This window comes from Caballeronia sp. ATUFL_F1_KS39, from assembly GCF_023630985.1.
In the GTDB taxonomy this organism is placed as follows: Bacteria; Pseudomonadota; Gammaproteobacteria; order Burkholderiales; family Burkholderiaceae; genus Caballeronia; species Caballeronia zhejiangensis.
In genome coordinates this window covers 1-24251 of sequence record NZ_JALQDZ010000056.1, presented here as the reverse complement: position 1 = coordinate 24251, position 24251 = coordinate 1, and the positions used below count along the sequence as shown (strand labels likewise).

Here is a 24251-nt window from a genome sequence, read left to right as displayed (position 1 = left end):
AAACCGGCGAGAGGTTACTTTCGACGTGCCATACCGCTATAGAGCGGCCTCGCCGTGCGCGGCTCGGCGCGTCTGTTCTCTCGCGATGTGAGGAGCACGGACACGAGTTGAAACGTGACGAGAACGGGCACCACGTAAGCGACCGCGACCATCAATGACCCGCGCAGGACGAACACAACGTAGAACGACAGATAGCATCCCAGCGCTCGCCGAAGCGGTATCGGCGATTCGACCAACGCGTCGGCGCGGCGCGAGAAATAACCCAGCAAGAAACCATAAGCTACGACGCCCGCCCACGAAAAATCGAAATAGCCTTCGGCAGGCAACGGCGCGGAAAGGTTTAGAAACCACATGCTGTAATTTCGCTGCAGATATTCGCCCACCAGAATCGCGGTCGCCAGAGGCTTGTCGGGCCAGACAGCGTGTGGAACGAAAAACAACAGCGAGCCCGCGAGCTGCCTGCCCGCATTGATTCCTTCCCGACTCACCATTTCCACAATGGCTTCCGTATTGGCCCACGCGTCATAGGTCGTGGATGCGAAGTGCTCCTCGAAGAAGCTCTCTATCGTGGCCCAAGAAAGCGGCCACTTATCGATTCTGCTGTTCGTGAACAACTCGGAAAAAGGAAAAAACAGTCCGCTCAAAACGAAGATTGCCCAGAACACTCGGGATGGACTCTTGAGGTGCCGCTGAAACGCCAATGCGAGCAGCGTCAGATAGATGGGACCGAGTGCGTTTCGCTTTTCCGTCAGCGGATTCTGGCAAATGAGTAGCAAGACGAACGCGAAAAGCGCGAGCGCAATCCACACCAGCCCGATTCGACGAGGACGATGCAACACGATAAGAATGAACACGGGCACGATTAGAAAGAAAAGCACCTTCGCGCGAATCATGTCCAAAGGGGTGACGTCGATTCCATCCAGATCGCCGGCCTGCAGTTGGCTGGCAAAATTGAATGCGCTCATCGCAGCCACGACGCAGATCGCCAGGGCCGGAATAAGCGCCGCATAACGGATCGTCAATGGTTCCGAAGCGCGGGCCGTCGACGCTTGAATCGTGCGCGGAAGAAGATGTCGCGCGCCAAGGTAAGTGACAATAAAAACGATAAATATGAGATTCGCATGCAGCGCCGAAGTGTCGTCGAAGGGCATCGTATTCACGAGCACTTGCGCGTCATGCGCCAACTGAAGAGCCGGTGCGAGTATCAGGAAAGTTATCTCGAACACCACGACAGATGCGTCCGCAAACGACGGCTTGCTGTCGAACAAGTGCATGCCGAGGTGAAAGAGGACCACGCCAAGCAAGAGAACGTGAGACACGAGCATCAGCGGGCTATGCCCGGTACTCATCCCCAGGGTATAGAACTCGGCCGCGAACAGGAAGATACCCAATGCAAGATATGAAACCACGTTTGCCGGGCTTTTCATGTGGCCGCCATGTCGTTTGTTGAGCGCGCTACTGGCTGCATACCAGACTTACGGGCGAGCGCGCCGATCCTCCGCCGATGTATAACGGGTCCTGCGCCGCGCCTACCGAGACGATCGATGTGGTCGACGTTACCTGTGCGACTGTGGCTCCATTGCGGATAATGGCGAAGCTCGGTACGCCGGAGACCGCCGGAACACGGAATACGTTCAAGCCCGCCACGCCATTCGACGTGTGGTCCGTTCCGCCGGAGGTTATCCGCAAGACAGCGGGCGCGGTCAGGAAGGCGACCATTTCGATGTCGTTGACGACTGAGCCCACGCCTTCTTCGACCATCGCGGTCTCCGGCGTCGAAGACCGGCCCGGCGTAAAGATCTGCCTGCGATGAAAGTAGAGAATGCTATCCCGAACGATCGGCGGCGGATTTCCGGTCTTGGCCCATTCGATGTAGTAAGCCGCGAGATCATAGAAGGCATACTGCGTACCGACAGAGGGCGAGACGTGAGTCGATTCCGAGTAGTCGTTCCAGGTGACGAGCTGCACGTAGGCTGGATCTCGCGACGTCACCTGAGACCACTGCGCCCGAAAGAGTGCGGAATTCTGCGCTTCCCAGAACACCGAGTCTTTTGGCCGTGAATCCTGAGGCGCGACGGGCGTCATGATATCTGCACCGAACGATTCGAGATTTGTAAGCGCCTGATCTTCCCAACCGCCTTTATCGGTCGATTCCGGCACCGTTCGAACGCCCCAGAACGAAAAGGAATTCGTGATTGTGCGAAAGTCGGCGGATTTGGCGGGATCGAGGAGAATGGGAATCAACGTGACGTTCACGCCTGCAGCCGCAGCTCCGCGAATCACATCCGACCAGAAATTCTGGCTGACGTTCTCCGCGTAGAACGGCGCAATTGCAAGGCTTCCGTCGGCCATTCGATACGCGTTCTTCTGTCCTGCAATGACACGTATGGCCGCGACCATATCCGACACACTGACACCATCGAGCGCCGCCATATCCGGTTCGGCCAGAATCTTGAAGTCGGGCGCGACATGCTGTGCAACGGAATAGACCCGCATCACGTCGTCCCATAGCGAGCCGCTGTTTATTTGCAGAAGGTCTACGCCGAAGCCGTCTATGTCAATCTTTCTCGCGCGCAGTATCTCCACGGCCAGGGCGCGCTGCTTGTAGACGTTAGTGGTGTAACGGGCCAAGGGTAAGGGCCGGTCGCGCAGATAGCCGCCAACGCTCGCGTATTTGCTTCCTTCACCGGAGCGATTCAGATACTCCGTGCAATAGTAATCGGAACGTGCCGGAAGGTTATCGATAGAGAGAGGAAATGGAGTGAAGTAATGAGCAAATACAATAGGTCGACGCCCGGTTCCTATGAGCGCAGTGCTTATCGTGAAAGGCAATGCCGATGCCGGTGATTCCGTATCGACGATCGACTGTGCGTTTTTCTGCAAGGCGGTCCATTGGGCGCTGGTAAGATCGGCGGCGCGCGTCGAAGTCGACGCCACGGAGACCACCGAGGCCAGCGCAAAGACCGCTACAGCGCGACGGGATCCGTCATGACACCCGCGGGCTGCGGCGGCCCGGCCGACGCTACACATTTGCAGATCGTTCATGTCTCGTGAAGTCCCGATGGACGAGGCGCGATGCCGTCGCGAATCGCCTCGCGTTGCGTGGTCAGTGAAGCGCCGCCGAAGGCGCTCGGCGAAGCGCGCGAGTTGCCGGCCGTCGAAGACGACTCGGCGCCGACGACGGGGGCGGCTGTCAGCGCGTTATGTTTTCTGCGGCCCAGGGTATTAAGCACGGCCCCGGTTACCCGAACGCCGATCGATTCGAACGCGTCGACGCAAGCTGTCAGATCGGCGATTCTCGATAAATTCGCTCGCGCGACAATGAACACACAACCCGCCTGCCGCGCCATGACGAGCGTCTCGGCCGCGCTGAGCACCGGCGCAGCGTCAAGGATGACGAACTGGTAACGCTCGCCAACCGATGTCAGCGATTTTCGTAGTGTATCCCTCGAAAGGCTGGAAGGTACTCCGTCCGTTCGCACTCCGCTCGGCAATAAGTCGAAGTCACCTGCGGAGCCGATTCGAACGACCTCGTCGAACGTGCTGCGTCCGGAGATAACATCCGATAGCCCGGGCGCAGATCCGGCGTTTCGCCTCTTGGATAAGCGTCCCGCGCGCGCGTCGGCATCGATCAAGAGCACGCGCGCGCCGCTCTGAGCAAGTTGAGCCGCGACTTGCTCCGCTACGAATGATGTTCCCGTCCACGCATTGACCCCGCTAAAAACCGCAATGCGAGAACCGGACTCGAGCATCTTATGCTCGAAGATGGCAGAAAATCGACGCAGGCTCTCGATCGACGGCGCTCTGGATGTGGTATTCGCGCCTGCACGAGCAACGTCGATGCCTTGGCGATACGATGCGGCCCCTGCTATGTTTCCGAACGCGCCACTCACAAACACAGGCAAACCCGTGCGCCGCTCGATATCATCGGGACCGTCGATTTTGCCCGACCATGCTTTTCTCGCGAGCGCGAGCAGAATTCCCAGAAAAGCGCCGCCAACGATTCCGAGCACAACAATGAGCAATCGCCGTGGCTTTATCGGATCTTCAGGAAGCGTGGCGTCGTCGATCAGTCGTACTTCATTCACCCGGCCGGCCTTGATGAAGCGTAACTGCTGCATGTTCGCCAGCAAGCCTGCGTAGAGTTGATTGTTGACGCTGATATCGCGTGAAAGCCGAAGCGCCTGTTGCTCGAGTTCCGGCAACATTCGCGCTTCGGCTTCCAATTGCGTGGCACGCGCGCTCAGTGTAGTGATTTGCCGATCCACCGCAAGCACCGTGCTGTCGTCTTTCGTGAACCTTCGCAGAAGTTCCTGCCGTTGCACTTGGAGATCCGTCATCTTGGCCTGCACGTCGGCCAGCTGTCTGATGACGACGTTCGCTTGCTCGCTAAGATTGACTGAGCCCGTCTCGTTCTTGAACCGGCTGAACCGGTCCTCCGATTTCTCTATCTGACCCTTCAGTATCGGCAGTTCTGTGCTCAACGCCTCCATCGATTTCTGTGCGTCGGCGCTTCTTCTCGCCTCTTCACTCGCGACATAGGTCGTGCCGATTGCATGAAGTAAGTTTCGAATGAAAACCGGATCGGTGCCTTCCAAGGATGCGCTGACGATATTCGATTCTTTCCCTCGCTCCGTGACGCTCAGTCTTTCCTGAAGCTTTTCGACCACTGCCGATCGCGATAGCCGCCGAAGATCGAAAACCTGACCGGCACCTCCAGCAAGCGCATCGATCTTCAACGCGATCGCACCGCGCTTCGTCTCGAAGTTTTCCAATGTCGATACGTTGCCCTTAAAAGTCTCCCCGTCGGGGGTTAAAAGACGATAGTGTCCGTTGCCTTCCGACACTACTTCCAGTGCCTTCTTGCGCAGGCTTTCGGGCACTTCTGCAATCGAAGCCGAACCCGGTTGAACGCCGCCTACCTCGGCCTCGCCGGTGATTCTGCGCCACGCCGCGCCTAACTTCGATTGCGCGCGAGTCCAGATATCGCGACGCGGAGTGAGCGAGATGTCCAAATGCATCGGTGCGATAGCTGATTCCAGCACGCTGCGCGACGTTATCTTCTGGACTTCGGCTGCAGCGCGAGGCTTCACCGCGAACAGTGACGACACATCTTCGAGCGAGCTTCTGCCCGACGATTCGGGAGGCTCCTGAACCTGCAGCAATATGCTTGTTTGATAGATCGGCGTTGCGAGGATCGCGTACTCGCACGCGACGCTGCCAACGATTACGGTCGTCCCGACGATAACCTTATAGTTGCGCTTTAGAAACCGTATATACGATTCCGTGACCGTTTCCGCGCTATCGCCACGTGGCAAGGCAACGTCGTCTGCGAAGTCCTTAGTCATCTGTAGCGCTCCGGCAATCGTCAGAAAGGAATGCTCGTATAGCCGATCCAATACTCCACCCGCTCCGACAGCCTTGAATGTAGCCAGCCCGCCGCTGCGCCGGCTCGCTTGACCGAATGTGGCAAGACATTGGCGCGAACGGCATCGTGGTTGAAGACGTTACTGCGCTTTCCTGCCGGTCGTTCGCTTATGCGGAAGTCGCACCTTTGTCGTCGAACACGCTCAGATGCGCGAATATGCGCTTTCTGAACAGGAACAGGTACACGCAGTAGTCAGACACCAGGCTTGCGATCACCGTCGACCACACCACCCAGGCGACTTCATGGAATGTGGACACGAGCCAGAATTTGAGCGACAAGGCGAGCGCACAACTCACACACACCGCGACCAGTTGTGATTTCAGCTCGCCGACGCCGTTTAGAAAGATGCCGAACGCATTGCCGAACGCATCGACTACCGACATGACCGCAACCGCGCAGAGCAGCGCGACGGGAATACTAAGGTGGTTGCCGACCCACTTGCTCAGAAGCCACGAGGAGGCGGCGAATATCGATCCGCTGGTCACGGTGGCGATCGCACCGGTGCCGAGCATCGACAGCTTTAACGTCATCGACAGGAAATTCGTGTCGCCCCTCGCCTTCGCATCGGCATAGAGGCCCCACAGCGGCACCGTCAGCATCGAGATCCCGACAGTAAGGAACTGGAACAGACGCTGTGCGACGGCGAGCTTCGCGACTTCCGTCACGCCCAATAACTTTGCGACGATGAGCGCGTCGAAGCCGCTTGCGCACATGACGCCGACCTGCAGTCCGAAAAACAACGATCCCATGCTGAGGATCTTCTTCGAATCAGTCCACATCGTCGAGTGCGCCCCACCCGAAATCAAGCCGAGCAATCCTTGTCGATTCAATCGCACAACGAGACACGACGACATGCAGATCTGAATGCCATAGGTGACGAACAAGAGCCACGGAATGGATGCTTGACGCAGACAACACCAATACAAGAGCGGCAGCGATATCAGATAACCGATCGAGCTGACGATATGCTGTTCCCAGCCTCTTTGAAGGCCATGACATACACGCTTCACTCCACCGAGAGGAATGTTCAGGCAGGTTAGAACGAGAAAGAGCGTCGCGGCCACCAGCGTTTCATCAGCGGCGTCAGCGCTATGGCCGAAGACGAGGCGCAAGTCGAATATGTGGAGCGCAGCGTACAAACAGATTCCGCAAATCGCGCCGACAGTGCCGAGCAGCCATACCCCATGCGTGATCAGCTCACGAATGCGCCGAGCATCTTCATTCGCTCGCGCCCCTGCAACGAGATTGAGCAGCGCATTGCCTATGCCGAAGTCGAGCATGGCGAGCGTTGCGGCGAGACTCGAGAACGTCATCCATACGCCGAAACGTTGTTGGCCCAGATACGGCAGCGTCCACGAGACGGATGCAATCAGGACAATGAACGCCAGGCCGGAACTGCACACGTTGCACGCGATCGTAAGCGCAGCTCGCCGATATCGATCCCTGTCGCGTCCTTCCGATCGGCCGACGCCGAATGGCAACATTTCGAACAGACGCGAGGACATCGCGAAGAGGACACGGCGCGAGGCGGCCAAAGGTGGTGGCATCGCTCAGGCTCTGTCGAACATCGCAAGCACGCATTCGATCTTCGTCACGTCCATGCCTCTCCCCGGTGGTTTCACGCCCGACGCGATCCTGCGGAAATTGGCTGCTCGCGGCACATGTTGACCCGTGAACCACCTTCGCACATGCACCAAGCATAGGAGCGCACGTCTGGCCGATGACGGAGTTGACGGAATATGCCATGAGGTTGGCCGAATCGGGTCGATGTGTCGGGAGAGCGCTCACACCTCGCCCTGTCTCGGCCAATTCCTTGCCGACATCCGCCTTGCATCGGTCAATGAGCTGTGCGCGACTAGTATGGCCTGTTGACGATCCACCGCGTGCCGTGTCGGCTTGACACGCGACTTACGACCGGAGAATCAAATGGCAAGCTTGCCTTTCGACGCCGCAGAATCAGGCCTCAATGAAGAGGCGATCGAGCACTCGTCGCCTGACATTTCCGTTCGAGCTGGCTTATCGTGGAGCCAGACGGAGAAGGCGCTCTTCACTCGCGAATTCCTTTCTGTCAATCCCGAACAGGTAGTCGCAGAGCTGAGTCAAAAAGGATACTTTGCGTTTCCTTCCGCCCTTGCACCAGCGGCCGTCGAACGCATAGAACACGATTCGACTGCAACGAAGCTGGGCCTGAACGTCAACAAGGTCGCCGGTGTATTCTCGGAGAAGCAATACTATCTGACGAACCTGCTCGCCGTGTCGAAGACCTTCTACGACTTCGCGACCTCATCATTTGTTTTCAGGGTCTGCGAAGGATATCTGGGCGACAAGTTCAGACTCAAGGCGCTGAGATACTACGAAACGTACGGCGGGCACCACATGCAGTGGCATACCGACAACAAGACCGACAAAGCCTTCGCTCATATTCCCGGAATCATCTTTATCTTCTATGTCTCCGATGTCGACGACGGCGAGTTCCAGTACATCGAGGGCTCGCATCTCTGGTCCGGAGAGAAGGCGTATAGCGACTACACGGATGAGTTCATCGCTGATAACCTCGCGTCGGACGTCAAGAGCTTCAAGATGCCGCGCGGATCGCTCGTCATTTACAACACCTACGGCATTCATCGAGCGAGACCCGTAACCGACAAGAACTTCGTCAGGAAAAGCGTGTTCTTCCAGGTTGACAGTGAAATACAGAAGTCCGAGCCCATCATCGTGAACACGGAATTTATTTCGGAAGTCAACGAACGAACGTCGATGTTCCTCGGATTCGGACAGCCCTCGGAGTATGACGTCTTTCCAAAGACCTCGATGAACACTGCGCCGCTCGATCGAACGATGATGTCCGTGCTGGGCGAATATCTTTTCTTCCGCTTGACACGCGCCGGATTCGCGAAGCTGCCTCGGGGTCTGCAACCGCTGATCCGCAGGTTAGCCGGAAAATGAACCGACTCTTCGATCAAAGGTCCGCTGGCTGCGAAGCCAGCGGGCCCGGTCGACACTCGCACGTGCGCGCTTATTCGTGATGTTCCAGCGCACGGTATCCGGCTAGGGTTATCAGAGCATCGCGCTTCGCTATCTGATAATCGGACTGCACCATTTCCTTGACGAGCGCTGGAAAAGTCACCGTTGGCGCCCAACCGAGTTTCGCGTGAGCATTCGACGGATCGCCCAGCAGGGTCTCTACTTCCGTCGGCCTGAAGTAGCGAGGATCGACACGCACAATCACGGTCCCTGGCGCGACACGGCATTCCTTGCTGGTGATCCGCTCCACGATCGCGACCTCGTCGACACCGCTGCCCTCGAAGCGCAGAACGATACCGAGCTCCGCGGCAGCAAGTTGCACGAATTCCCTCACACTGTATTGCACGCCGGACGCGATCACGAAGTCCTCCGGCTCGGGCTGTTGCAGCATGAGCCACTGCATCTGAACATAATCGCGTGCGTGTCCCCAGTCGCGCATTGCGCCCAGATTGCCGAGATACAGGCAGTCCTGCGATCCGATTGCGATGCGAGCAATCGCGCGCGTGATCTTACGCGTGACGAACGTCTCTCCACGAACCGGCGATTCGTGGTTGAACAAAATGCCGTTGCACGCATAGATGCCATAAGCCTCGCGATAGTTCACCGTGATCCAGTACGCGTACAGCTTCGCAACGGCATACGGGCTTCGCGGATAAAAAGGCGTGGTTTCCCGCTGGGGTATTTCCCGGACCAGCCCATATAACTCGGATGTCGATGCCTGATAAAAGCGAGCGCTTTTCTCGAGACCCAATATGCGCATCGCTTCCAGTATTCGCAGAGCGCCCAGACCGTCCGCGTTGGCCGTGTATTCGGGTTCCTCGAACGAGACCGCTACGTGACTTTGCGCGGCGAGATTGTAGATCTCGTCCGGTTGAACGCGCTGGATGATACGCAGGATGCTCGAAGAATCGGTGAGATCGCCGTGATGCAAATGAAACCTTCGCTGCGCTACGTGATCATCTTCGTAAAGATGGTCGATACGGTCGGTGTTGAAGAGCGATGAACGGCGTTTGACGCCATGCACCTCATATCCTTTATCGAGCAGGAATTGAGCGAGATAGGAACCATCCTGACCGGTTATTCCGGTAACAAGCGCGACCTTATTCGGCATCGTTTCTTCTCCTCTTATGCCAAGTCACATGCGAACAACAATCTCAGGGTCTTGATGCCGCTTTCTTCAACGCCGTAACTCACGACCGCGGTTCGAATCGAACCTTGTCGTGATCGCCCATGTAAGGCCCTTGTTTCACCTCGATGAAGGCCGCGTCCTCGAGCATTTCGAAGCCGTGACCGCCCGCGGACAGCAATATGACGTCTCCGGGCCCAAGTGTCCGGCTCGTCACATAGTGCAGGTTCGCACCATAAAGATCGACGCGAACGCGTCCTCTTTTGATCAGCAGAACTTCTTGCGTCAGCTTTACTTCACGCGCCATGATGTTATGCACATGCGCGCATATCTTCGTTCCGGCGGCATGCTCCATATGCGCGAGTTGCTGCGAGTATTCGCGCGGCGTGAAAAAATTCACGCCTTCTCTCGAGAAGGAAGCACGGATGATAAGAGCAAGTGTGACGCCGTCGTGAGCGATGATATCGACGCTTTCTTCAACCCCAATGTCCTGCTCGGCCGAAAATACCCTCATGATGTGTCCCGACTGGAGAATGTCCGACATGGACGCGCTTTGAAACGCGTAGCAGAGGCCAGAACGCGCATCGTCCGTAACTGAAGCTTAGCGCCCGTTGTGATTCGTCTCTCGTCAAGTGACGGAATCTGGCAAGGTGTTGACCGATTTGCGTCGCGGCTCCACCCTTTCTCGTCATATAAGTCGCGCATGCGAAGGTCGCGCGCACGAACGCACGTATCTTGCCTCGATCATTAGGCGCGGCCGTCACTCATCAGCGAAATATAGTTCCTGGCCGCGCGAGATACATGAAAGCGGTCGTCGAAGCACTGCCTCGCAGCTGATCTCATCGCATCCTTTTCATGCTCCGGCAAGCTCGTCCATTGCATAAGCAACCGGGTGATGCCGGGCTGCGTATCCACATCGACGAGGCCCGCTCGGTCCGCCACGACTTCCTGCCAGATTCCGACCTTGTCGGTCAGTAGCACCGGCACGCCGCATGCGAGCGCCTCGGCCACCACGACGCCGAAGTTCTCCTGATGCGAAGGTAAAACCATGACGTCCGCGGCCCGCAACAAGGACCACTTGTCCGCGCCCGTCACCATATCGATCCAGGTGATTTTCCTGGCAAGCCCGAGTTGCTCGGCTTCACGACGCAGCTTCGCCGCGACGCCGTTGTTGTCAGGCCCCGCAATAACTAGTTGATAGTCGTTCGCGGCGTCTCGCAGATCATGAAAGGCGCGAATCAACAGGTCGCAGCCTTTCTTTTCATGGAGCCGCCCTAGAAACAACATCAACTTCTTGTCATTCGAATGCCCCGACGCGCGCCACTTTGTAACCTCTGCCTTCTCGATCAAAGGTGGCGGCACGGTGCCGATCGTCATGGTGTTTTCCTTGGCGCGATATAGCGGGAATGCTTTGCGCGCGAGGGTTCGCTCGCTATCCGTAGTGAAAAGAACGCCTTTCGCGTTGCTCAGGACGTGTCGTTCAACGAATAACCAATAGACAAGCTTCTTCGCGAACTTCAGTGGATGGCCTATGTTGAACCATGGATCCAGCATTCCGTGCGGCATGACGAAGTATGGAATCTTCCGCGGACGCAGCGAAAACACGGCCGCCGCGCTATGAAACTGCCAAATGCCATCCACGACAATCGCATCGTATTGCCTGCCATGCTCGATCAGCCAGCGAACGAGGCGGAAGTTGAACGAGTATTTCCCTGCATGGTGTCCAAGGCGGACCACTTGATCGAACACAGCGTCATCTGACGTGTCGGCATGGGCCGAAGGATCGAGACAGACGATATCGACCGTGTGTCCAAACAGCCGCAGTTCTGCGGCGAGCTTCTTGATTGCCTCCGCCGGACCGCCACTCCTTGCCTCGATAGACGGAATGATGTGGAGCGTTTTCAAAGACGTTCTCCAGTGAGCCAGGACGCATGCGGGAGCGGCAATGTCGTCGACACCTTTCGACAGCCTCGTGCAACGCCCCGGAAAGGCATCGTAGCGCCGCGGATGCCCGGCAAGGTCCGTTGGCGGAAATCATCAAGCTTTTGGCCGGGCATCCGCGTGCTGAGTCCGCTGCGATGGCGGGCGCGGTCTCACTCATCGGTCAGCCAACGTCTTGCCGTCATCCGTCATAACGGGTCGCGCGGATATACGGCAGGCTATCGTTAGACCAGCCCACGATAGACGATCCGATATTGATCGTGTCGCTGTGAACGCAACATGTCCTTTCTTCTGCGGGGAACTCAAGATATGTTGTTCAAGAGAGCCGCTTCGAGCACTACCTATCAAAGTGATCTGGCAGTTCCCCGATTCGCCCATCGCCGCGTTGAAACTCGTGAACATGCGAGCAGCGCGGATGTCACCGGCATCGGCTTTCATGTCCGGCCGATCCGGATGGTGGTCTTTATCGAACTGGACAATTCAGTAGGCGGAGGATTTCAGCAAGCGACGAACGCTGCGCTTCTGGCCAAGCGCCTGCCGCCCGAACTCTGTAACGTGACCTTCATCACGACGCGCAGGTCCGCGATCGAAGAACTGCATCGGAATGGAATCGATGCTCGCTATCTTCGCGTTCACCGCTGGCAAAAGCTGCTTGCGCGTTTCCATGTCATGTGGCGCCTGCTCAATCCGCCTCAACTATTCAGAAAGCACGTGTACTTCAATTGGCTCGACCGGTCTTTGCGGGAAATGGGCGCGGACCTCGTCTACTTCACCGGTCCGTCTTATCTGGCTCTCGTGACTGCACAATTCAGCTATCTCTTTACGGTCTGGGATCTGGCGCACCGCGATGAAGTGGACTTTCCTGAAGTTCGCTGTGGCGGCGAGTTCGAGCGCCGCGAGCAGATCTATCAACTTGCGCTGAAGAAAGCGACCGGTGTCGTAGTCGATTCAGAAGCGGGACGCGATAACGTGATCCGACGATACGCCGTCGATGAGGAAAGAGTTCATGTGATTCCCTTTTCTCCCGCGATTGGAACGCAGTTGTCCGAGCATGAGCTTGATCATCCGGATCGCTTTATCGACATCAAGGCAAAGTATGGCCTGGATTGCGACTACGTCTACTATCCCGCCCAGTTCTGGCCGCATAAGAACCATGTCTATCTATTGCGGGGATTGCGCAGCCTGGAGGATCGCTTCGGGATCAGGGTCGGCGCCATATTCTCTGGGCGCGACTTCGGCAACCTGGCTCATGTACGCTCAGTGGCCGATGAGCTCAGGCTGGCGGACCGAATCCGCTTTGCAGGCTTCGTGTCCGATATCGAAGTGACCTGCCTCTATCGTCAGGCGGTCGCATTGGTGATGCCCACGTATTTCGGGCCCACGAACCTGCCGCCCTACGAGGCGTTTCAGCTTCGCGTCCCCGTGCTGTATTCCGACCTGAAGAACCTGCGAGACCAGATTGACGACGCGGGGCTTCTCATCGATCTTGTGAACCCGGACAGCATGGCCGATGCACTTCGTGAGCTCATCATCGACCCCGACCTGAGAATGCGGCTGATCCAGCGAGGCAAGCAGCGCATCGAATCCTTGACGGACGACCGCAGGCTGTCGGTGCTTCGTCATGCACTGGAGACGTTTCGAGTGCGCCGTATGTGCTGGCAGCCCTCTCCGAAGATGTCCCGGATTGGCGACAGTTAAGTCGATCTGTCCGCACCGCCAATACCTGAAACGTGCAACGACTGCTGGGAGAGCTTCCAAATGGCGTCAGAACTCCTCACCGACAATGCGGTGTCGAACGCGGAAACCCTTGTCCACGACGTCAAGGACGAGCACCCTGCCAATCGCGTCATCGATCTGAGCCGAGCAGGAAAGGGCAACTATGAGAAGGCGCGATCGACGCTCATCGAAGCACTATGGTTTGTTGTCGAAGCCTGCGTCATCAATAACAAGCTCAACCCGTTTTCGAATGTGCGAGTTGCGTTACTCCGTCTCTTCGGCGCGAAGATAGGCGTCGGTTGCCGCTTCCTGCAACAGCTTCGCGTGAAAGCACCGTGGAATCTCGAAGTGGGCGATCACTCATGGTTCGGCGCCGATGTGTGGATCTATAACCAGGCGCCCATCCGCGTCGGATCGCATGTGTGCATTTCACAAGGCACGTTCCTCACAGCCGGCTCGCACGCAATGAGCACGACGATGAATCTGAGCGTTGCACCGATCGTCATTGAAGACGGCGTGTGGATCACGGCGAATTGTGTCGTGCAAATGGGCGTGACCATCGGCCGTTCGGCGGTCGTTACACCGCTTTCCGTCGTACATCGTTCGCTCGAGCCCGAAGGCGTTTATGGCGGCAACCCATGCCGCTTCATTCGCAAGCGCTTCGATTGAAAGTCAGCGCGTTCGGCGCGCCGATTTTTCAGTTTCAACCACATTGGGTGGCTCGATGAAAGTGCTGATGATCTCGCTCAACTACGCCCCGGAAGTAACCGGGGTTGGAAAGTATTCTGCCGAGCTGGCGGAATGGCTCGCATTGCGCGGACATACGGTACGCGTAATCACCGCTTCTCCGTATTATCCGGAATGGCGCGTTCGCGCCGGCTATAACTCGCACACATACGTGACGGAACAGCTCAACAATGTTTCGGTGATACGCGTGCCCTTCTGGTGCCCGAAACGCCCTTCGGGCTTGAAGCGCATATTGCATCTGATGAGCTTCGCACTCTTCTCCATTCCCGCCGCGGCAGTGCAAATCGCGTGGCGTCCGCAAGCCGTATGGCTCGTCGAGCCGCCCTTGTTCGCGTCGCCCATGGCGCTGTTGGCAGCGCGCATCGCGAGTGCATCGTTCTGGCTTCACGTACAGGACTACGAGGTCGATGCCGCTTTCCGGCTTGGAATCCTGAAGGGCCGTGCGGCGAAGAAGCTCGCATCGTCCGCTGAAAAATGGCTGATGTCGCGCGCCGACGTGGTCTCCACACCTTCAGCCGCGATGACACGACTGGCGGTGCAAAAAGGCGTCCTATGCGAGAACGCTTTTACATTTCCGAATTGGGTCGACATGCAGCATGCACAATCGGACAGCGCGGACAACTCGTATCGCGCGCAACTGGCTCTCGGTCGCGGCGTGCAGGTCGTACTCTATTCCGGCAATCTCGGGCTCAAGCAAGGTCTGGAAGTTATCGCGGATGCGGCAAAGCTTCTCGCGTGGCGCGAGGACATCATGTTCGTGATCTGCGGTGCCGGGCCCGCAAGATCGTTCCTGCTCGATAAGGCCCGCGACTTACCCAATGTCAAATTCCTCGATTTGCAGCCTAAAGAGCGCTTCCACGAACTGCTCGCGCTCGCGGACATGCATGTTCTGCCGCAACGCGCCGATGCCGCCGATCTCGTCATGCCATCGAAGCTCGGCGCCATGCTGTCGAGCAATCGGCCGGTTATCGCCACGGCGAATGAAGGCACCGAGCTATGGGACGTCGTGAATTCCGTCGGCCTCGCGGTCGAACCCGAATCTCCGACTGCATTGACTAAAGCCATACTTCGTCTCGCCAATGACCGCTCGCTTCGTGAGCGTCTTGGTGCGCTCGGCCGACAATACGCGGCATCGAATCTCGCCAAGGAATCGATCCTTCTGCAATTCGAGGCGCGTCTGCGTAGTTCGGTCAAGGCCAAACGAGGTGTCGGCGATCAGGCGCCGACAACCTGAGCGCTTCGCTCTCAGCGCTTATTCCGGCTTCGTGCGCGAAATTCGGTTGGGGACATCGAGAATTCCTTGCGGAATAGCTTCGACAGTCTCTCTCCGTTGCTGAGGCCCGTTCGACGGGCGATCTTGTCGACCGGAAGATCGCTATTTTCGAGCAGCTTGCAAGTGAGATCGAGCCGCGCGCGAAGCAGATATTTCGAAGGCGTGACGCCGATCTCGCGCTTGAACAGACGCAGGAAGTTGCGCTCGCTCATCGAAGACATGCGCGCTGCATCGACGACGGATATCGCCTTTGCGCAGTTCAGCACGAGCCAACGTGCCGCCGCGCGCGCCTTCTCGGCCAGCGTCGTGTCATACATCTCTTCGAACGCCGCCTCGAGCGACAAGCCTCCGCCCGATTCGAGACGGTCCGCGACACGCATAGCCAGATCGGCGCCCAAGTCCTTCTTGACGAATGCAAGCGATGTCATCAATGCCTGATCGCGTTCATGCTCTGATAGGGTTTTGGTCGCCGAACTGGGCGGAATATCCTGCTTCATCGAAGGCCAGTCCCGCGGCGTAACGCCCGCGGCCGACAAGAGCATGTGCGCGTTTCCCATCGCGGTAATGGTGACGCTCTTCCCGCTCGCGCGTCTCAGGAGCTCCATAAGATTGTCGTCCGAGGACGCGCGTGCCACGCCGCTGCCTCCTGCGACGAAAAGGTTATCGAGACTATCGAATTTTCCTCCGGCGAGTTGGTCCGTCCACACAGACATGGAAGAAGAACACGAGACCGTACCCCCGCGAGCCGATACCAGATTCACGCGATATTTCAAAGAATGATTCGCTGCTTCGGATTGCAACTCGTTCGCCACATGCAGCGCTTCGGCGAGGGTGCCTGCGGCCAGCAAAGAGAAACCATCGTATAAAACAATGCCGATGTGCTTGATTACCGTCGAATCATGCATCGCATACGCGCAGTCGCCAGCGACGGACGTAGCTTCGAGGACGTCAGTTGAGGTTGACATCGCGGAGCCTCCAATTCGTTGCGTTAGTGTTATTCCTTCCGAACGAGCGTGTCGACTGTGGGCGTCGTTTAACTTTTGGGAGTCACCAGGCGTTCTCACAGACGCAGGTTACAGGTAAGAAAAAATTGCGTCGAGGCAACGATAAAAATAGACATCCATATGAAAAAACTTCTTAATCGCTCGCGGCGTTGAACGGATACGCACGTTCGTATGGACAGACGGCATAGTCGTGGACGGTACATTTGCAAACGCCGGCATGATCGCACTCGCAATCGTTTGCTTTCGTAGCGTTTCGCGAAGTTAGGTGAAGAAGCGTATTCGCGCGGTGCCGAGCAATACAAAAACGGGCGCGAATTCGCGCCCGCCTCTCGCTGGAAGTATCTTTACGGATGCAGCAGAATCAAAAGCTATCCCGCGTTGCGTTCAAATCATATGTTATGACGAGCGTGCGTCGATTGATTCGCCAAAGGCGAATGCGACGTTTCGCGAAAAGTTTTCCATGAGCAAAGAGCCAATTCGCATCACGCGCGGTCATGCATGCCGGCATTGGCGCGTTTGATTCTTTTCTGCGAATCGGCGGCAGATGGCATCGGCAATGAACTAAAGCGCTGGCGTATTACGGACTACTCCGGCGTGCCACGCGCCTCGCAGGAACTCGGGAACCGTGCGCTCTCCTGCCTGATCCGTTCGCAATGCCTTGACCAATGGACGAGGTTATCCATCGCGTGACTCATCACTTCGATAGTTCCGTGATGTTCTTCGAAGGAGATTGTCAGAGCGACGTGCGAGGCAGATAGCCGCTCGGCTTGCCCTGCAATCTGCGGCTCACCTTGAGCGCGAACAACACAGGCTTCGTGATGTGCGGACGAAGGATGGCATGCTTGCGCACATACTTAGGAACGTACCACTGAGATCGCGTGCCCGCGTAAAACAATGCGGCGTGTCCCGCGCGCAGCGTGCGCGGTTCCTGACCTTCGGCGGTAATGATGACTTCGCCTTCGATCACATAGATGGTCTCGTCTTGCTCGAAGTACCAGTTGAAGCGGCCGGCGGTGCAATCCCAGACCCACGAGGAGGTCGTCGTGTCGAGACTTTGCGACCATCTGCCACTGCGGGCGACAGGATTGCCTTCGAGTATCCATGCGGGGTCGATCGGATCTGGTTCGAGCAACACATCGTCTAGACGTACGGACTCGAAAACGGGAGTTGGCATGAAGTCTCCTTATGGTGCGGCTTGATCGGTCATCGAAAGAGCGGGAGAGAGTCTGCGCTCGCTCATTCAGCAATCTGGCTCCGTCAAGGTTTCGGCGCCTTGCGCATTTACAGACAAAGAGGCAAGGAAAACGTTCATCATTAACATTACATTCTGTAATGTTTGGCAATCTTATACAGCACGCCGGAATTGCGCAAACGAAAAACCGGTGTTTTGTATGAGCCAACGCACATACATAATTCTTGAATCCTTGCCTCGGTCTAAGGCTGGTTTGATAGCTCGCGGGTGAGGTGATCGACCGCGAGAACGGCAATCGCCGAAGTTATCGAGCGATTGCCGTTCTGCCTTTGATTGACGTGTAGATGCTTCTGATCGCCGCCGATCGATCGACGGAGGGCATCTCAATGATGATCGAAGCAGAACTTTGGCGGGCTTCATAGATACTCCGTTTGAATGTATGGAATCAGCAAACTGCAAGCACATCTTACGAAAGCAGAGTTAGCTGGGAATTATCCAATTCAGCCGAAGTGTCGACGCATGCACAGCCGGAAGTTAGCGATGTCCATGCCGCTTGATGAACTCCATCAAGGCGGCAAAGGCAGGGGGTATGGAAGGATCGGCGGCCTGAAGGTGAAGCGTATCGTCGCCATCGACATGGATCCGATAGGTGCGGCCGTCCGGAACAGGTTTCGTTGCGCGTGGCCTCGATGCGCTCGCCTCGGCACGCGCCGCCACGACGAGATGCGCGAATGCAACGCCATCGTCGGGCGAAAGATCCTTCTCGTCGAGAACGATCGGCCGTGCAAGTCCGGGAAAGGCAGCTAACCCGCCATCGGTCGTCAGCTCCGCGTGCATTGAAGGCTCCCACGACGATTGATGTGAAGCGCAGCCCGCGCACACCAGCGCCGCGCCCGACAACAGGAGCGCGGCGAAGATGCGAGCGCGCGCACGATCACAATACACCGACTTCGTGCCATCCCTTCTTGACCGCCGATGCCTCCGCGCTGCTCGCGCCATATAGCCTGCTCGCCGTAGTTAGCGTCAGCTTCGCGAATGTCTTGAAGGTCGCGGTCGGCTTGAGGTGCGAGTCGGTCAGCGTCTCATACCAGATTCGCCCCGCCTTCTCCCAAGCATATCCGCCGATTTCAAGAGCGGTCATGCAGAACGCCTTGTTTGGAATGCCTGAGTTGATATGCACGCCGCCGTTGTCCTGCGTCGTGCGAACGTACTCGCTCATGTCGGCGGGCTGCGGATCCTTTCCGAGCCTCGGATCGTCGTAGGCTGTGCCGGGATTCTTCATCGAGCGAAGCGCGACGCCATTGACGCCCTTCGCGAGCAATCCCTCGCCGATAAGCCAGTCCGCCTTGTCCGCCGTCTGCTTGTGCGCGTATTGCTTGATAAGCGAGCCGAACACATCGGATATCGACTCGTTCAGCGCGCCCGCCTGCGTCATGTAATTCAGGCCGGCGGTATGTTCGGTCACGCCATGCGTCAATTCGTGACCGATGACATCCAGTGCAATGGTGAAGCGGTTGAAGAGCTCGCCGTCGCCATCGCCGAAAACCATCTGCTGCGAGTTCCAGAACGCGTTGTCATAGTCCTTGCCGAAATGGACGGTGCCGATGAGCGGCATGCCCGCATCGTCGATCGAATTGCGATGAAACACCTCCAGATAGAACTCGAAGGTCGCACCGAGACCGTCATAGGCTTCGTTGGCGGCATCGTCTTTTACGGGCTTTGCGCCTTCGGTACGAATGACCGTGCCGGGCAACGTTTCAGTTTCGTCGGCCGTGTAGATCGTGCGATGCGCGGAAGGCGCGGCGGCAGTGGGCATCGGCGCTGCGCGCCGGACTGCGAGCGTGGCCTCCACGGCACGGAAGGACCGCATCGTGTGATCCTTCGACAGCGTGTCGATGGCGATCTCGCGCTGCTTCGCGTCGCCATGCTTCGCGATGTGCTCCAGCATGTGCGGCGGCAGAATGCAATAGATGGAGTGAGGGCGTCCGGGTTTCAGGCGAGTGCACATGATCGTCTCCTTGGCGAATCGAATCGATGGATTGAGCGCGGCCACGACGAAAATCTAGACGATGCCTCCGAATAGTCAATAGATGCCCTTCTACCATTGCCAAGCGTTAGGTCGATCCTCGCGAACCGCTTCATTCCGGCTTCCCGTTCATGTAGATCTCCTTAGCTTTTTTTCGTGCCAAGAGACGCGAATGTGCGATAGCGAACATTGCATCGACGTCTAGACGTCCGGTCTCGTGCATGCATGGCGGTATACCCCATGCATGCGGCAAAACATCACTTTGTTGTCCAGCGCACCGAAGGCCAGAAACGAAAGGAGGTTAAATCTTGCAAAACGTGCAATGAGAACCTCAACAAATGCGCGACCTAAATAAAACATCGAGCGGCCCAGGGATTCAGTGCGTTGCCAATATCGCTTCTTACCGAAGCGAGCGCCTATGCGTCGGTAATTTTGGAAGTGGGGCCGACGCATGACGCCGATCGTCTTCGGAGGCCGCTTCGGGTGGCTTCACGTCGGCCATGGAAGCCACGGCGTCGTGCTATGCAACCCATTCGGGCATGAGGAAGCGTGGGGCCACAAGGCCATGCGCTATCTGGCCGAAGAGCTTTCCCGACGCGGTATTCCGGTCTTGCGCTTCGACTATCTGGCGACCGGCGATTCAGTCGGCATCGATCATGAGAGCGATCGGGTCGATCACTTCATCGCGGATATCGGCGCGGCTATCGAACGTTTGCGACAGGAAACGGGCGTAACGAAAGTCACGCTGTGCGGCTTGCGTCTGGGCGGCACACTGGCTGCGCTGGCATCGCATCATCCGCTGGTGGATTCGCTCGCGCTCCTCGCGCCCGTGGTCAACGGACGCCACTATCTGCGCGAACTCACCGCGCTGCGACAGACGTGGGTCGAAAATCTTCCCGTCGTCGTGAGAGCGGTGCAGGTCGATTCGCCATATCACGTGCTCGGTCAGGTTTATAGCGAAGCGTTTCGCAGCCGCCTGAGCGGGCTCGATCTCGGCAAGGCGATGAGTCATCAGTCCGCTCTGCCCAAGCGCGTGTTCGTGGCCGACTTGCGGCCGGGCGCGAGCCGGTCGCTATGCAACGTATTGCTCGATCGAGGCGTCGACGTGCAGACGGAAGCCTTCGACGACTACTTCGAATTCATGCAGGAGACTGCATCGTCGGTCCTGCCCGAGAAGACGCTCAAGCGCGCCGCGCAATGGATCGAGGAGGGCGTGGCCGAAGGCATGGCCCGCGATCTCAAGCCGGCCCGCACGAGAAAGGCAGCGCGGCCGAGCATGAGCGACGATGCGATCATCGAAACGCCGGAAGCGATCGAGCGCCCGGTGATCTTCGGCGCTGCAGGACTCTTCGGCATCTTGTGCGAGCCGCGCGACGGACTGCCGGGCGGCCCTGTGATCGTCATCACGAATACGGCGGGCAGCGTGCATCAAGGCGACAGCCGGCTGTCCGTCCGCATGGCGCGGGAGATGGCACAACGCGGCATCGCATCGTTGCGCTTCGATGCGCGTGGCATCGGCGACAGTCCCGCACGTTCGCCGGATGGCACGCACGACACGGTTGCGTCGATTCATGCGCAAACCACGATCGAGGATGTCGCGACCGCAGCTGCATGGCTCAAACGCAAGGGCTACGATAACGTCGTTGTGTTCGGCATCTGCTCGGGTGCATATAGCGCGTTGCGCGCGTCGCTGATCGAGCCGGCTATCGGCGCTGTCATCGCCGTAAATCTGCAGCGCTTCCATGTACCTGAGCATCTGACGCTGCAAGAGCTCAGAGCGCAGCGGCGCAACACGATGGCGCGTCTCGGACCCGCGATCCTGAAGCCGCAAAAATGGTGGCTCGTGCTGAGCGGCAAGCGCGGACTCAAGCCGATCCTGAAAGCTTTCGCATCGAATGCGGCGGCGCGGCTGCAATCGCAGATGCCCGGCGTGACGCGCAAGAAGGTCGTTCAGGCCGATCACGGTTCGCTCACGGATCCGCACAGCATCGTCCATGCGCTCGAACGCAAAGGCGTGCGCACGCTGCTCGTGTACGGCGCAGGCGACGAAGGTCTCGATCAACTGAACGCGCATTTCGGCAGGCACGGCAAGAAGCTGTCTCGAACGACGCGCGTCCGGGCCGCAGTGTGCGGCGATGTCGATCACGCGCTCTACGACACGCGCGCGCTCGCCACGGTGATCGCGATGTCCGACACCTTCATCAAGGATCTGAAGCCGGAAAGCGCGCCGGTCATGGAACCCATTGCGCCGCTCGGTGTTTCTCCGCAGCTCTAAGCTGATCTTCATCTCATCGACTCTGATACGGGACGCGGCTCGTCCGCGCACGCGCGTCCCGTATCGTTGACCACGCTGTTCGTCGGAATCCGACAAGTCCCCGCCCTCTGTTTCTCTGCGGCCCACACTTCGGCCTCGCCTATTGCGGATGGTTTCGGCGCGCGAATCGCGCTTCCACCCCGCAATCCCTTTCCTATCAGGCCGGCGAGTTAACCGAACAGATCCTCTAGTAGCCGCTGGCACAGCCCTCGCATGTGTAGCTGCGAGCGCAACGATTGGTGCTCATCCAACCAACCAAGTCAGGAGCTACATCATGTTGAAGATCGACAACCTCGCTGTCAGCAAAGAACTCGGCCGTGCTGAAATGGGCGCCATCGTCGGCGGTTCCAGCATCTTCCAGAACAACGGCATCAACGCCAACGTCAACGGCGGCTTCTCCTTCGCCAGCCCGCAAACGAACGTCGCGCCCGTCACGCAAGTCGATGCCTCGCAACACACCGACGTCGACGTGAAGAACATCACCAAGTCGCTCGCTTCGGTCGGCAGCCTGCTTGGCGGCGTCGCACTCTGATTCCCCATCTCATCGCAATCATCCACGCATCCGGAGAACCATCATGTTGAAGATCGAATCCCTCGCAGTCAGCAAAGAACTCGACCGTGAAGAAATGGGCGCCATCGTCGGCGGCTCCAGCATCTTCCAGAACAACGGCGTCAACGCCAATGTCAACGGCGGCTTCTCGTTCGCCAGCCCGCAGACCAACGTCGCGCCCGTCACGCAAGTCGATGCGTCGCAACATATCGACGTCGACGTGAAGAACATCACGAAGTCGCTCACCACGGTCGGCAGCGAAATTCTCGGCGCGAAGCTGTAAGCATCATCCCTCGAAGGGAGAAGGAACCGACGACGTTTCCTTCTCCCTCTCGTCATTGTTCCGAAGGCCGCACGCGCGCAATGCGCGGATTGACCAGGCCGCTCCTCTTTTGGCTTTTTTCCGCCAAGGCAATCGCCTGCAAGTGGCTTTGTCACCAGCGTTGTACGGCGCGTGCATGTGATATGGGCTGTTTCACTGAGCCCGTCGCATTCGTGTACGCGGACCGTCGGTCGTGCGCCGACATGTTCGGCGATCTGTCATCGCGCAGCCGACGAATCGATGCGCCGCTCGTTCGTGAATGATGCTGTAGATGCCCGGTGAGCCTTGCTATTCAATGGATCGGCCTAACCGGACAACATCCGGACGCTTCTGGCACAGCTCTCGCATATGGAGATGCGAGCGCAACGATTGGTGCTCGTCCAACCCAACCCGTCCCAGGAGACACATCATGCTGAAGATCGAAAACCTCGCCGTTAGCAAAGAACTCGGTCGTGCTGAAATGGGCGCCATCGTCGGCGGCGCGAGCATCTTCCAGAACAACGGCATCAACGCCAACTACAACGGCGGCTTCTCGTTCGCCAGCCCGCAGACCAACGTCGCGCCCGTCACGCAAGTCGATGCTTCGACGCACACCAACGTCGACCTGACGAACGTGACGAAGACGCTTGATTCCGTCGGCAGCCTGATCGTGGGCGGAAAGCTGTAAGGCATCGTCTACAAGGGGAGAAGGGACAACGCTGCTTCCTTCTCCTTGCTTCTCTTCGCTGTACTCCCTTCCTGCCGGTTCTTCCTTCCCCAAGTTGCGACCCAACGCTCGATGCGAGCGCCGTTCGTCTTTTTCATCGATACTTCGTATTCCATAGTTTCGTCTCTCTTCTTGCGGCGTGAAACGTGTCGCGTGTCTGATTACCTTGCGTGTTCGCCGGCTCCAGACATGTTTCGAGTATCTGTCTTTGGACGGCCGACAGCCGGCGACCATTAGCGACCTGGACTGCGCGTAGCGATCTGCTTTGAGTACCTCGATTTTGTATGTCGATCAACGACTTGCATTAACCGAACAGATCCTCTAGTAGCCGCTGGCACAGCCCTCGCATATGTAGCTGCGAGCGCAACGATTGGTGCTCATCCAACCAACCAAGTCAGGAGCTACATCATGTTGAAGATCGACAACCTCGCTGTCAGCAAAGAACTCGGCCGTGCTGAAATGGGCGCCATCGTCGGCGGTTCCAGCATCTTCCAGAACAACGGCATCAACGCCAACGTCAACGGCGGCTTCTCCTTCGCCAGCCCGCAAACGAACGTCGCGCCCGTCACGCAAGTCGATGCCTCGCAACACACCGACGTCGACGTGAAGAACATCACCAAGTCGCTCGCTTCGGTCGGCAGCCTGCTTGGCGGCGTCGCACTCTGATTCCCCATCTCATCGCAATCATCCACGCATCCGGAGAACCATCATGTTGAAGATCGAATCCCTCGCAGTCAGCAAAGAACTCGACCGTGAAGAAATGGGCGCTATCGTCGGCGGCTCCAGCATCTTCCAGAACAACGGCGTCAACGCCAATGTCAACGGCGGCTTCTCGTTCGCCAGCCCGCAGACCAACGTCGCGCCCGTCACGCAAGTCGATGC

Annotated in this window: 20 protein-coding genes; 9 read left to right on the top strand and 11 right to left on the bottom strand. The window is 57.8% G+C overall.

Annotated elements, in window-relative coordinates:
• Nucleotides 1-14: 14 nt before the first annotated feature.
• The 4 genes from NCR93_RS27775 to NCR93_RS27760 form a co-directional block, all read right to left on the bottom strand.
• The gene (locus tag NCR93_RS27775; protein ID WP_175980254.1) at nucleotides 15-1427 is read right to left on the bottom strand and encodes a hypothetical protein; all 1413 of its coding nucleotides are present in this window, start codon (nucleotides 1425-1427) and stop codon (nucleotides 15-17) included.
• Nucleotides 1428-1455: 28 nt separating this feature from the next.
• Complete coding sequence (locus NCR93_RS27770; RefSeq protein WP_051996383.1) at nucleotides 1456-3045, bottom strand: endo-1,3-alpha-glucanase family glycosylhydrolase; 1590 nt, start codon at nucleotides 3043-3045, stop codon at nucleotides 1456-1458.
• Nucleotides 3042-5348, bottom strand: coding sequence for a GNVR domain-containing protein (locus tag NCR93_RS27765; RefSeq protein ID WP_250532311.1), 2307 nt, complete (start codon nucleotides 5346-5348; stop codon nucleotides 3042-3044). Before NCR93_RS27765 ends, NCR93_RS27770 begins: the two co-directional genes overlap by 4 nt.
• 187 nt (nucleotides 5349-5535) lie before the next feature.
• Nucleotides 5536-6975, bottom strand: a complete 1440-nt coding sequence (locus NCR93_RS27760) for a lipopolysaccharide biosynthesis protein (RefSeq protein ID WP_250497003.1) — start codon at nucleotides 6973-6975, stop codon at nucleotides 5536-5538.
• Nucleotides 6976-7354: 379 nt separating this feature from the next.
• Between NCR93_RS27760 and NCR93_RS27755 the strand changes: the two genes are divergently transcribed.
• Nucleotides 7355-8374 (top strand): phytanoyl-CoA dioxygenase family protein, encoded by a 1020-nt coding sequence (locus tag NCR93_RS27755; protein ID WP_175980256.1) that lies wholly within the window; start codon nucleotides 7355-7357, stop codon nucleotides 8372-8374.
• A 70-nt stretch (nucleotides 8375-8444) separates the two neighbouring features.
• On the opposite strand, the gene gmd is transcribed toward NCR93_RS27755, so the two are convergent.
• From gmd to NCR93_RS27740, 3 genes are all read right to left on the bottom strand, one after another.
• Nucleotides 8445-9563 (bottom strand): GDP-mannose 4,6-dehydratase, encoded by a 1119-nt coding sequence (gmd, locus tag NCR93_RS27750; protein WP_175980257.1) that lies wholly within the window; start codon nucleotides 9561-9563, stop codon nucleotides 8445-8447.
• 79 nt (nucleotides 9564-9642) lie between these two features.
• Nucleotides 9643-10122: a cupin domain-containing protein gene (locus tag NCR93_RS27745; protein ID WP_175980258.1), complete on the bottom strand. Its 480-nt coding sequence runs from the start codon at nucleotides 10120-10122 to the stop codon at nucleotides 9643-9645.
• Nucleotides 10123-10325: 203 nt separating this feature from the next.
• The gene (locus tag NCR93_RS27740) at nucleotides 10326-11483 is read right to left on the bottom strand and encodes a glycosyltransferase (RefSeq protein WP_175980259.1); all 1158 of its coding nucleotides are present in this window, start codon (nucleotides 11481-11483) and stop codon (nucleotides 10326-10328) included.
• A gap of 315 nt (nucleotides 11484-11798) precedes the next feature.
• Here NCR93_RS27740 and NCR93_RS27735 point away from each other — a divergent pair, with 315 nt between their 5' ends.
• The 3 genes from NCR93_RS27735 to NCR93_RS27725 are packed head-to-tail and all read left to right on the top strand — an operon-like array spanning nucleotide 11799 to nucleotide 15216.
• Nucleotides 11799-13217: a glycosyltransferase family 4 protein gene (locus NCR93_RS27735; protein ID WP_239295292.1), complete on the top strand. Its 1419-nt coding sequence runs from the start codon at nucleotides 11799-11801 to the stop codon at nucleotides 13215-13217.
• A 60-nt stretch (nucleotides 13218-13277) separates the two neighbouring features.
• The gene (locus NCR93_RS27730; RefSeq protein WP_175980260.1) at nucleotides 13278-13904 is read left to right on the top strand and encodes a DapH/DapD/GlmU-related protein; all 627 of its coding nucleotides are present in this window, start codon (nucleotides 13278-13280) and stop codon (nucleotides 13902-13904) included.
• Nucleotides 13905-13959: 55 nt separating this feature from the next.
• On the top strand, nucleotides 13960-15216 hold the full coding sequence (locus tag NCR93_RS27725; RefSeq protein ID WP_175980261.1) for a glycosyltransferase WbuB: 1257 nt from the start codon (nucleotides 13960-13962) through the stop codon (nucleotides 15214-15216).
• A gap of 11 nt (nucleotides 15217-15227) precedes the next feature.
• Here NCR93_RS27725 and NCR93_RS27720 read toward each other — a convergent pair whose 3' ends face one another.
• From NCR93_RS27720 to NCR93_RS27705, 4 genes are all read right to left on the bottom strand, one after another.
• Nucleotides 15228-16160 (bottom strand): GlxA family transcriptional regulator, encoded by a 933-nt coding sequence (locus NCR93_RS27720; protein WP_241814126.1) that lies wholly within the window; start codon nucleotides 16158-16160, stop codon nucleotides 15228-15230.
• 832 nt (nucleotides 16161-16992) lie between these two features.
• A complete protein-coding gene (locus NCR93_RS27715; RefSeq protein WP_033536022.1) occupies nucleotides 16993-17433 on the bottom strand; it encodes a cupin domain-containing protein in 441 nt (146 codons plus the stop codon).
• A gap of 552 nt (nucleotides 17434-17985) precedes the next feature.
• Entirely contained in the window at nucleotides 17986-18288 is a 303-nt protein-coding gene (locus tag NCR93_RS27710) for a protealysin inhibitor emfourin (RefSeq protein ID WP_033536023.1), read from the bottom strand.
• 97 nt (nucleotides 18289-18385) lie between these two features.
• A complete protein-coding gene (locus tag NCR93_RS27705) occupies nucleotides 18386-19459 on the bottom strand; it encodes a M4 family metallopeptidase (RefSeq protein ID WP_033536051.1) in 1074 nt (357 codons plus the stop codon).
• Nucleotides 19460-19928: 469 nt separating this feature from the next.
• On the opposite strand from NCR93_RS27705, the gene NCR93_RS27700 reads away from it, so the two are divergent.
• From NCR93_RS27700 to NCR93_RS27680, 5 genes are all read left to right on the top strand, one after another.
• Entirely contained in the window at nucleotides 19929-21752 is a 1824-nt protein-coding gene (locus tag NCR93_RS27700) for an alpha/beta fold hydrolase (protein ID WP_175980262.1), read from the top strand.
• A gap of 313 nt (nucleotides 21753-22065) precedes the next feature.
• On the top strand, nucleotides 22066-22323 hold the full coding sequence (locus NCR93_RS27695) for a hypothetical protein (protein WP_008346270.1): 258 nt from the start codon (nucleotides 22066-22068) through the stop codon (nucleotides 22321-22323).
• A gap of 43 nt (nucleotides 22324-22366) precedes the next feature.
• Entirely contained in the window at nucleotides 22367-22624 is a 258-nt protein-coding gene (locus tag NCR93_RS27690) for a hypothetical protein (RefSeq protein WP_008346268.1), read from the top strand.
• 448 nt (nucleotides 22625-23072) lie between these two features.
• Nucleotides 23073-23330, top strand: a complete 258-nt coding sequence (locus NCR93_RS27685) for a hypothetical protein (protein ID WP_008346266.1) — start codon at nucleotides 23073-23075, stop codon at nucleotides 23328-23330.
• Nucleotides 23331-23777: 447 nt separating this feature from the next.
• Complete coding sequence (locus NCR93_RS27680; RefSeq protein ID WP_008346270.1) at nucleotides 23778-24035, top strand: hypothetical protein; 258 nt, start codon at nucleotides 23778-23780, stop codon at nucleotides 24033-24035.
• Nucleotides 24036-24251 lie beyond the last annotated feature (216 nt).

What these genes read in the sequence shown, in the direction of transcription:
- NCR93_RS27775 (WP_175980254.1), bottom strand. Translation starts at nt 1,427, where the DNA reads ATGAAAAGCCCGGCAAACGTGGTTTCATATCTTGCATTGGGTATCTTC.
- NCR93_RS27770 (WP_051996383.1), bottom strand. Translation starts at nt 3,045, where the DNA reads ATGAACGATCTGCAAATGTGTAGCGTCGGCCGGGCCGCCGCAGCCCGC.
- NCR93_RS27765 (WP_250532311.1), bottom strand. Translation starts at nt 5,348, where the DNA reads ATGACTAAGGACTTCGCAGACGACGTTGCCTTGCCACGTGGCGATAGC.
- NCR93_RS27760 (WP_250497003.1), bottom strand. Translation starts at nt 6,975, where the DNA reads ATGCCACCACCTTTGGCCGCCTCGCGCCGTGTCCTCTTCGCGATGTCC.
- NCR93_RS27755 (WP_175980256.1), top strand. Translation starts at nt 7,355, where the DNA reads ATGGCAAGCTTGCCTTTCGACGCCGCAGAATCAGGCCTCAATGAAGAG.
- gmd (WP_175980257.1), bottom strand. Translation starts at nt 9,563, where the DNA reads ATGCCGAATAAGGTCGCGCTTGTTACCGGAATAACCGGTCAGGATGGT.
- NCR93_RS27745 (WP_175980258.1), bottom strand. Translation starts at nt 10,122, where the DNA reads ATGTCGGACATTCTCCAGTCGGGACACATCATGAGGGTATTTTCGGCC.
- NCR93_RS27735 (WP_239295292.1), top strand. Translation starts at nt 11,799, where the DNA reads ATGTCCTTTCTTCTGCGGGGAACTCAAGATATGTTGTTCAAGAGAGCC.
- NCR93_RS27730 (WP_175980260.1), top strand. Translation starts at nt 13,278, where the DNA reads ATGGCGTCAGAACTCCTCACCGACAATGCGGTGTCGAACGCGGAAACC.
- NCR93_RS27725 (WP_175980261.1), top strand. Translation starts at nt 13,960, where the DNA reads ATGAAAGTGCTGATGATCTCGCTCAACTACGCCCCGGAAGTAACCGGG.
- NCR93_RS27720 (WP_241814126.1), bottom strand. Translation starts at nt 16,160, where the DNA reads ATGCATGATTCGACGGTAATCAAGCACATCGGCATTGTTTTATACGAT.
- NCR93_RS27715 (WP_033536022.1), bottom strand. Translation starts at nt 17,433, where the DNA reads ATGCCAACTCCCGTTTTCGAGTCCGTACGTCTAGACGATGTGTTGCTC.
- NCR93_RS27710 (WP_033536023.1), bottom strand. Translation starts at nt 18,288, where the DNA reads ATGCACGCGGAGCTGACGACCGATGGCGGGTTAGCTGCCTTTCCCGGA.
- NCR93_RS27705 (WP_033536051.1), bottom strand. Translation starts at nt 19,459, where the DNA reads ATGTGCACTCGCCTGAAACCCGGACGCCCTCACTCCATCTATTGCATT.
- NCR93_RS27700 (WP_175980262.1), top strand. Translation starts at nt 19,929, where the DNA reads ATGACGCCGATCGTCTTCGGAGGCCGCTTCGGGTGGCTTCACGTCGGC.
- NCR93_RS27695 (WP_008346270.1), top strand. Translation starts at nt 22,066, where the DNA reads ATGTTGAAGATCGACAACCTCGCTGTCAGCAAAGAACTCGGCCGTGCT.
- NCR93_RS27690 (WP_008346268.1), top strand. Translation starts at nt 22,367, where the DNA reads ATGTTGAAGATCGAATCCCTCGCAGTCAGCAAAGAACTCGACCGTGAA.
- NCR93_RS27685 (WP_008346266.1), top strand. Translation starts at nt 23,073, where the DNA reads ATGCTGAAGATCGAAAACCTCGCCGTTAGCAAAGAACTCGGTCGTGCT.
- NCR93_RS27680 (WP_008346270.1), top strand. Translation starts at nt 23,778, where the DNA reads ATGTTGAAGATCGACAACCTCGCTGTCAGCAAAGAACTCGGCCGTGCT.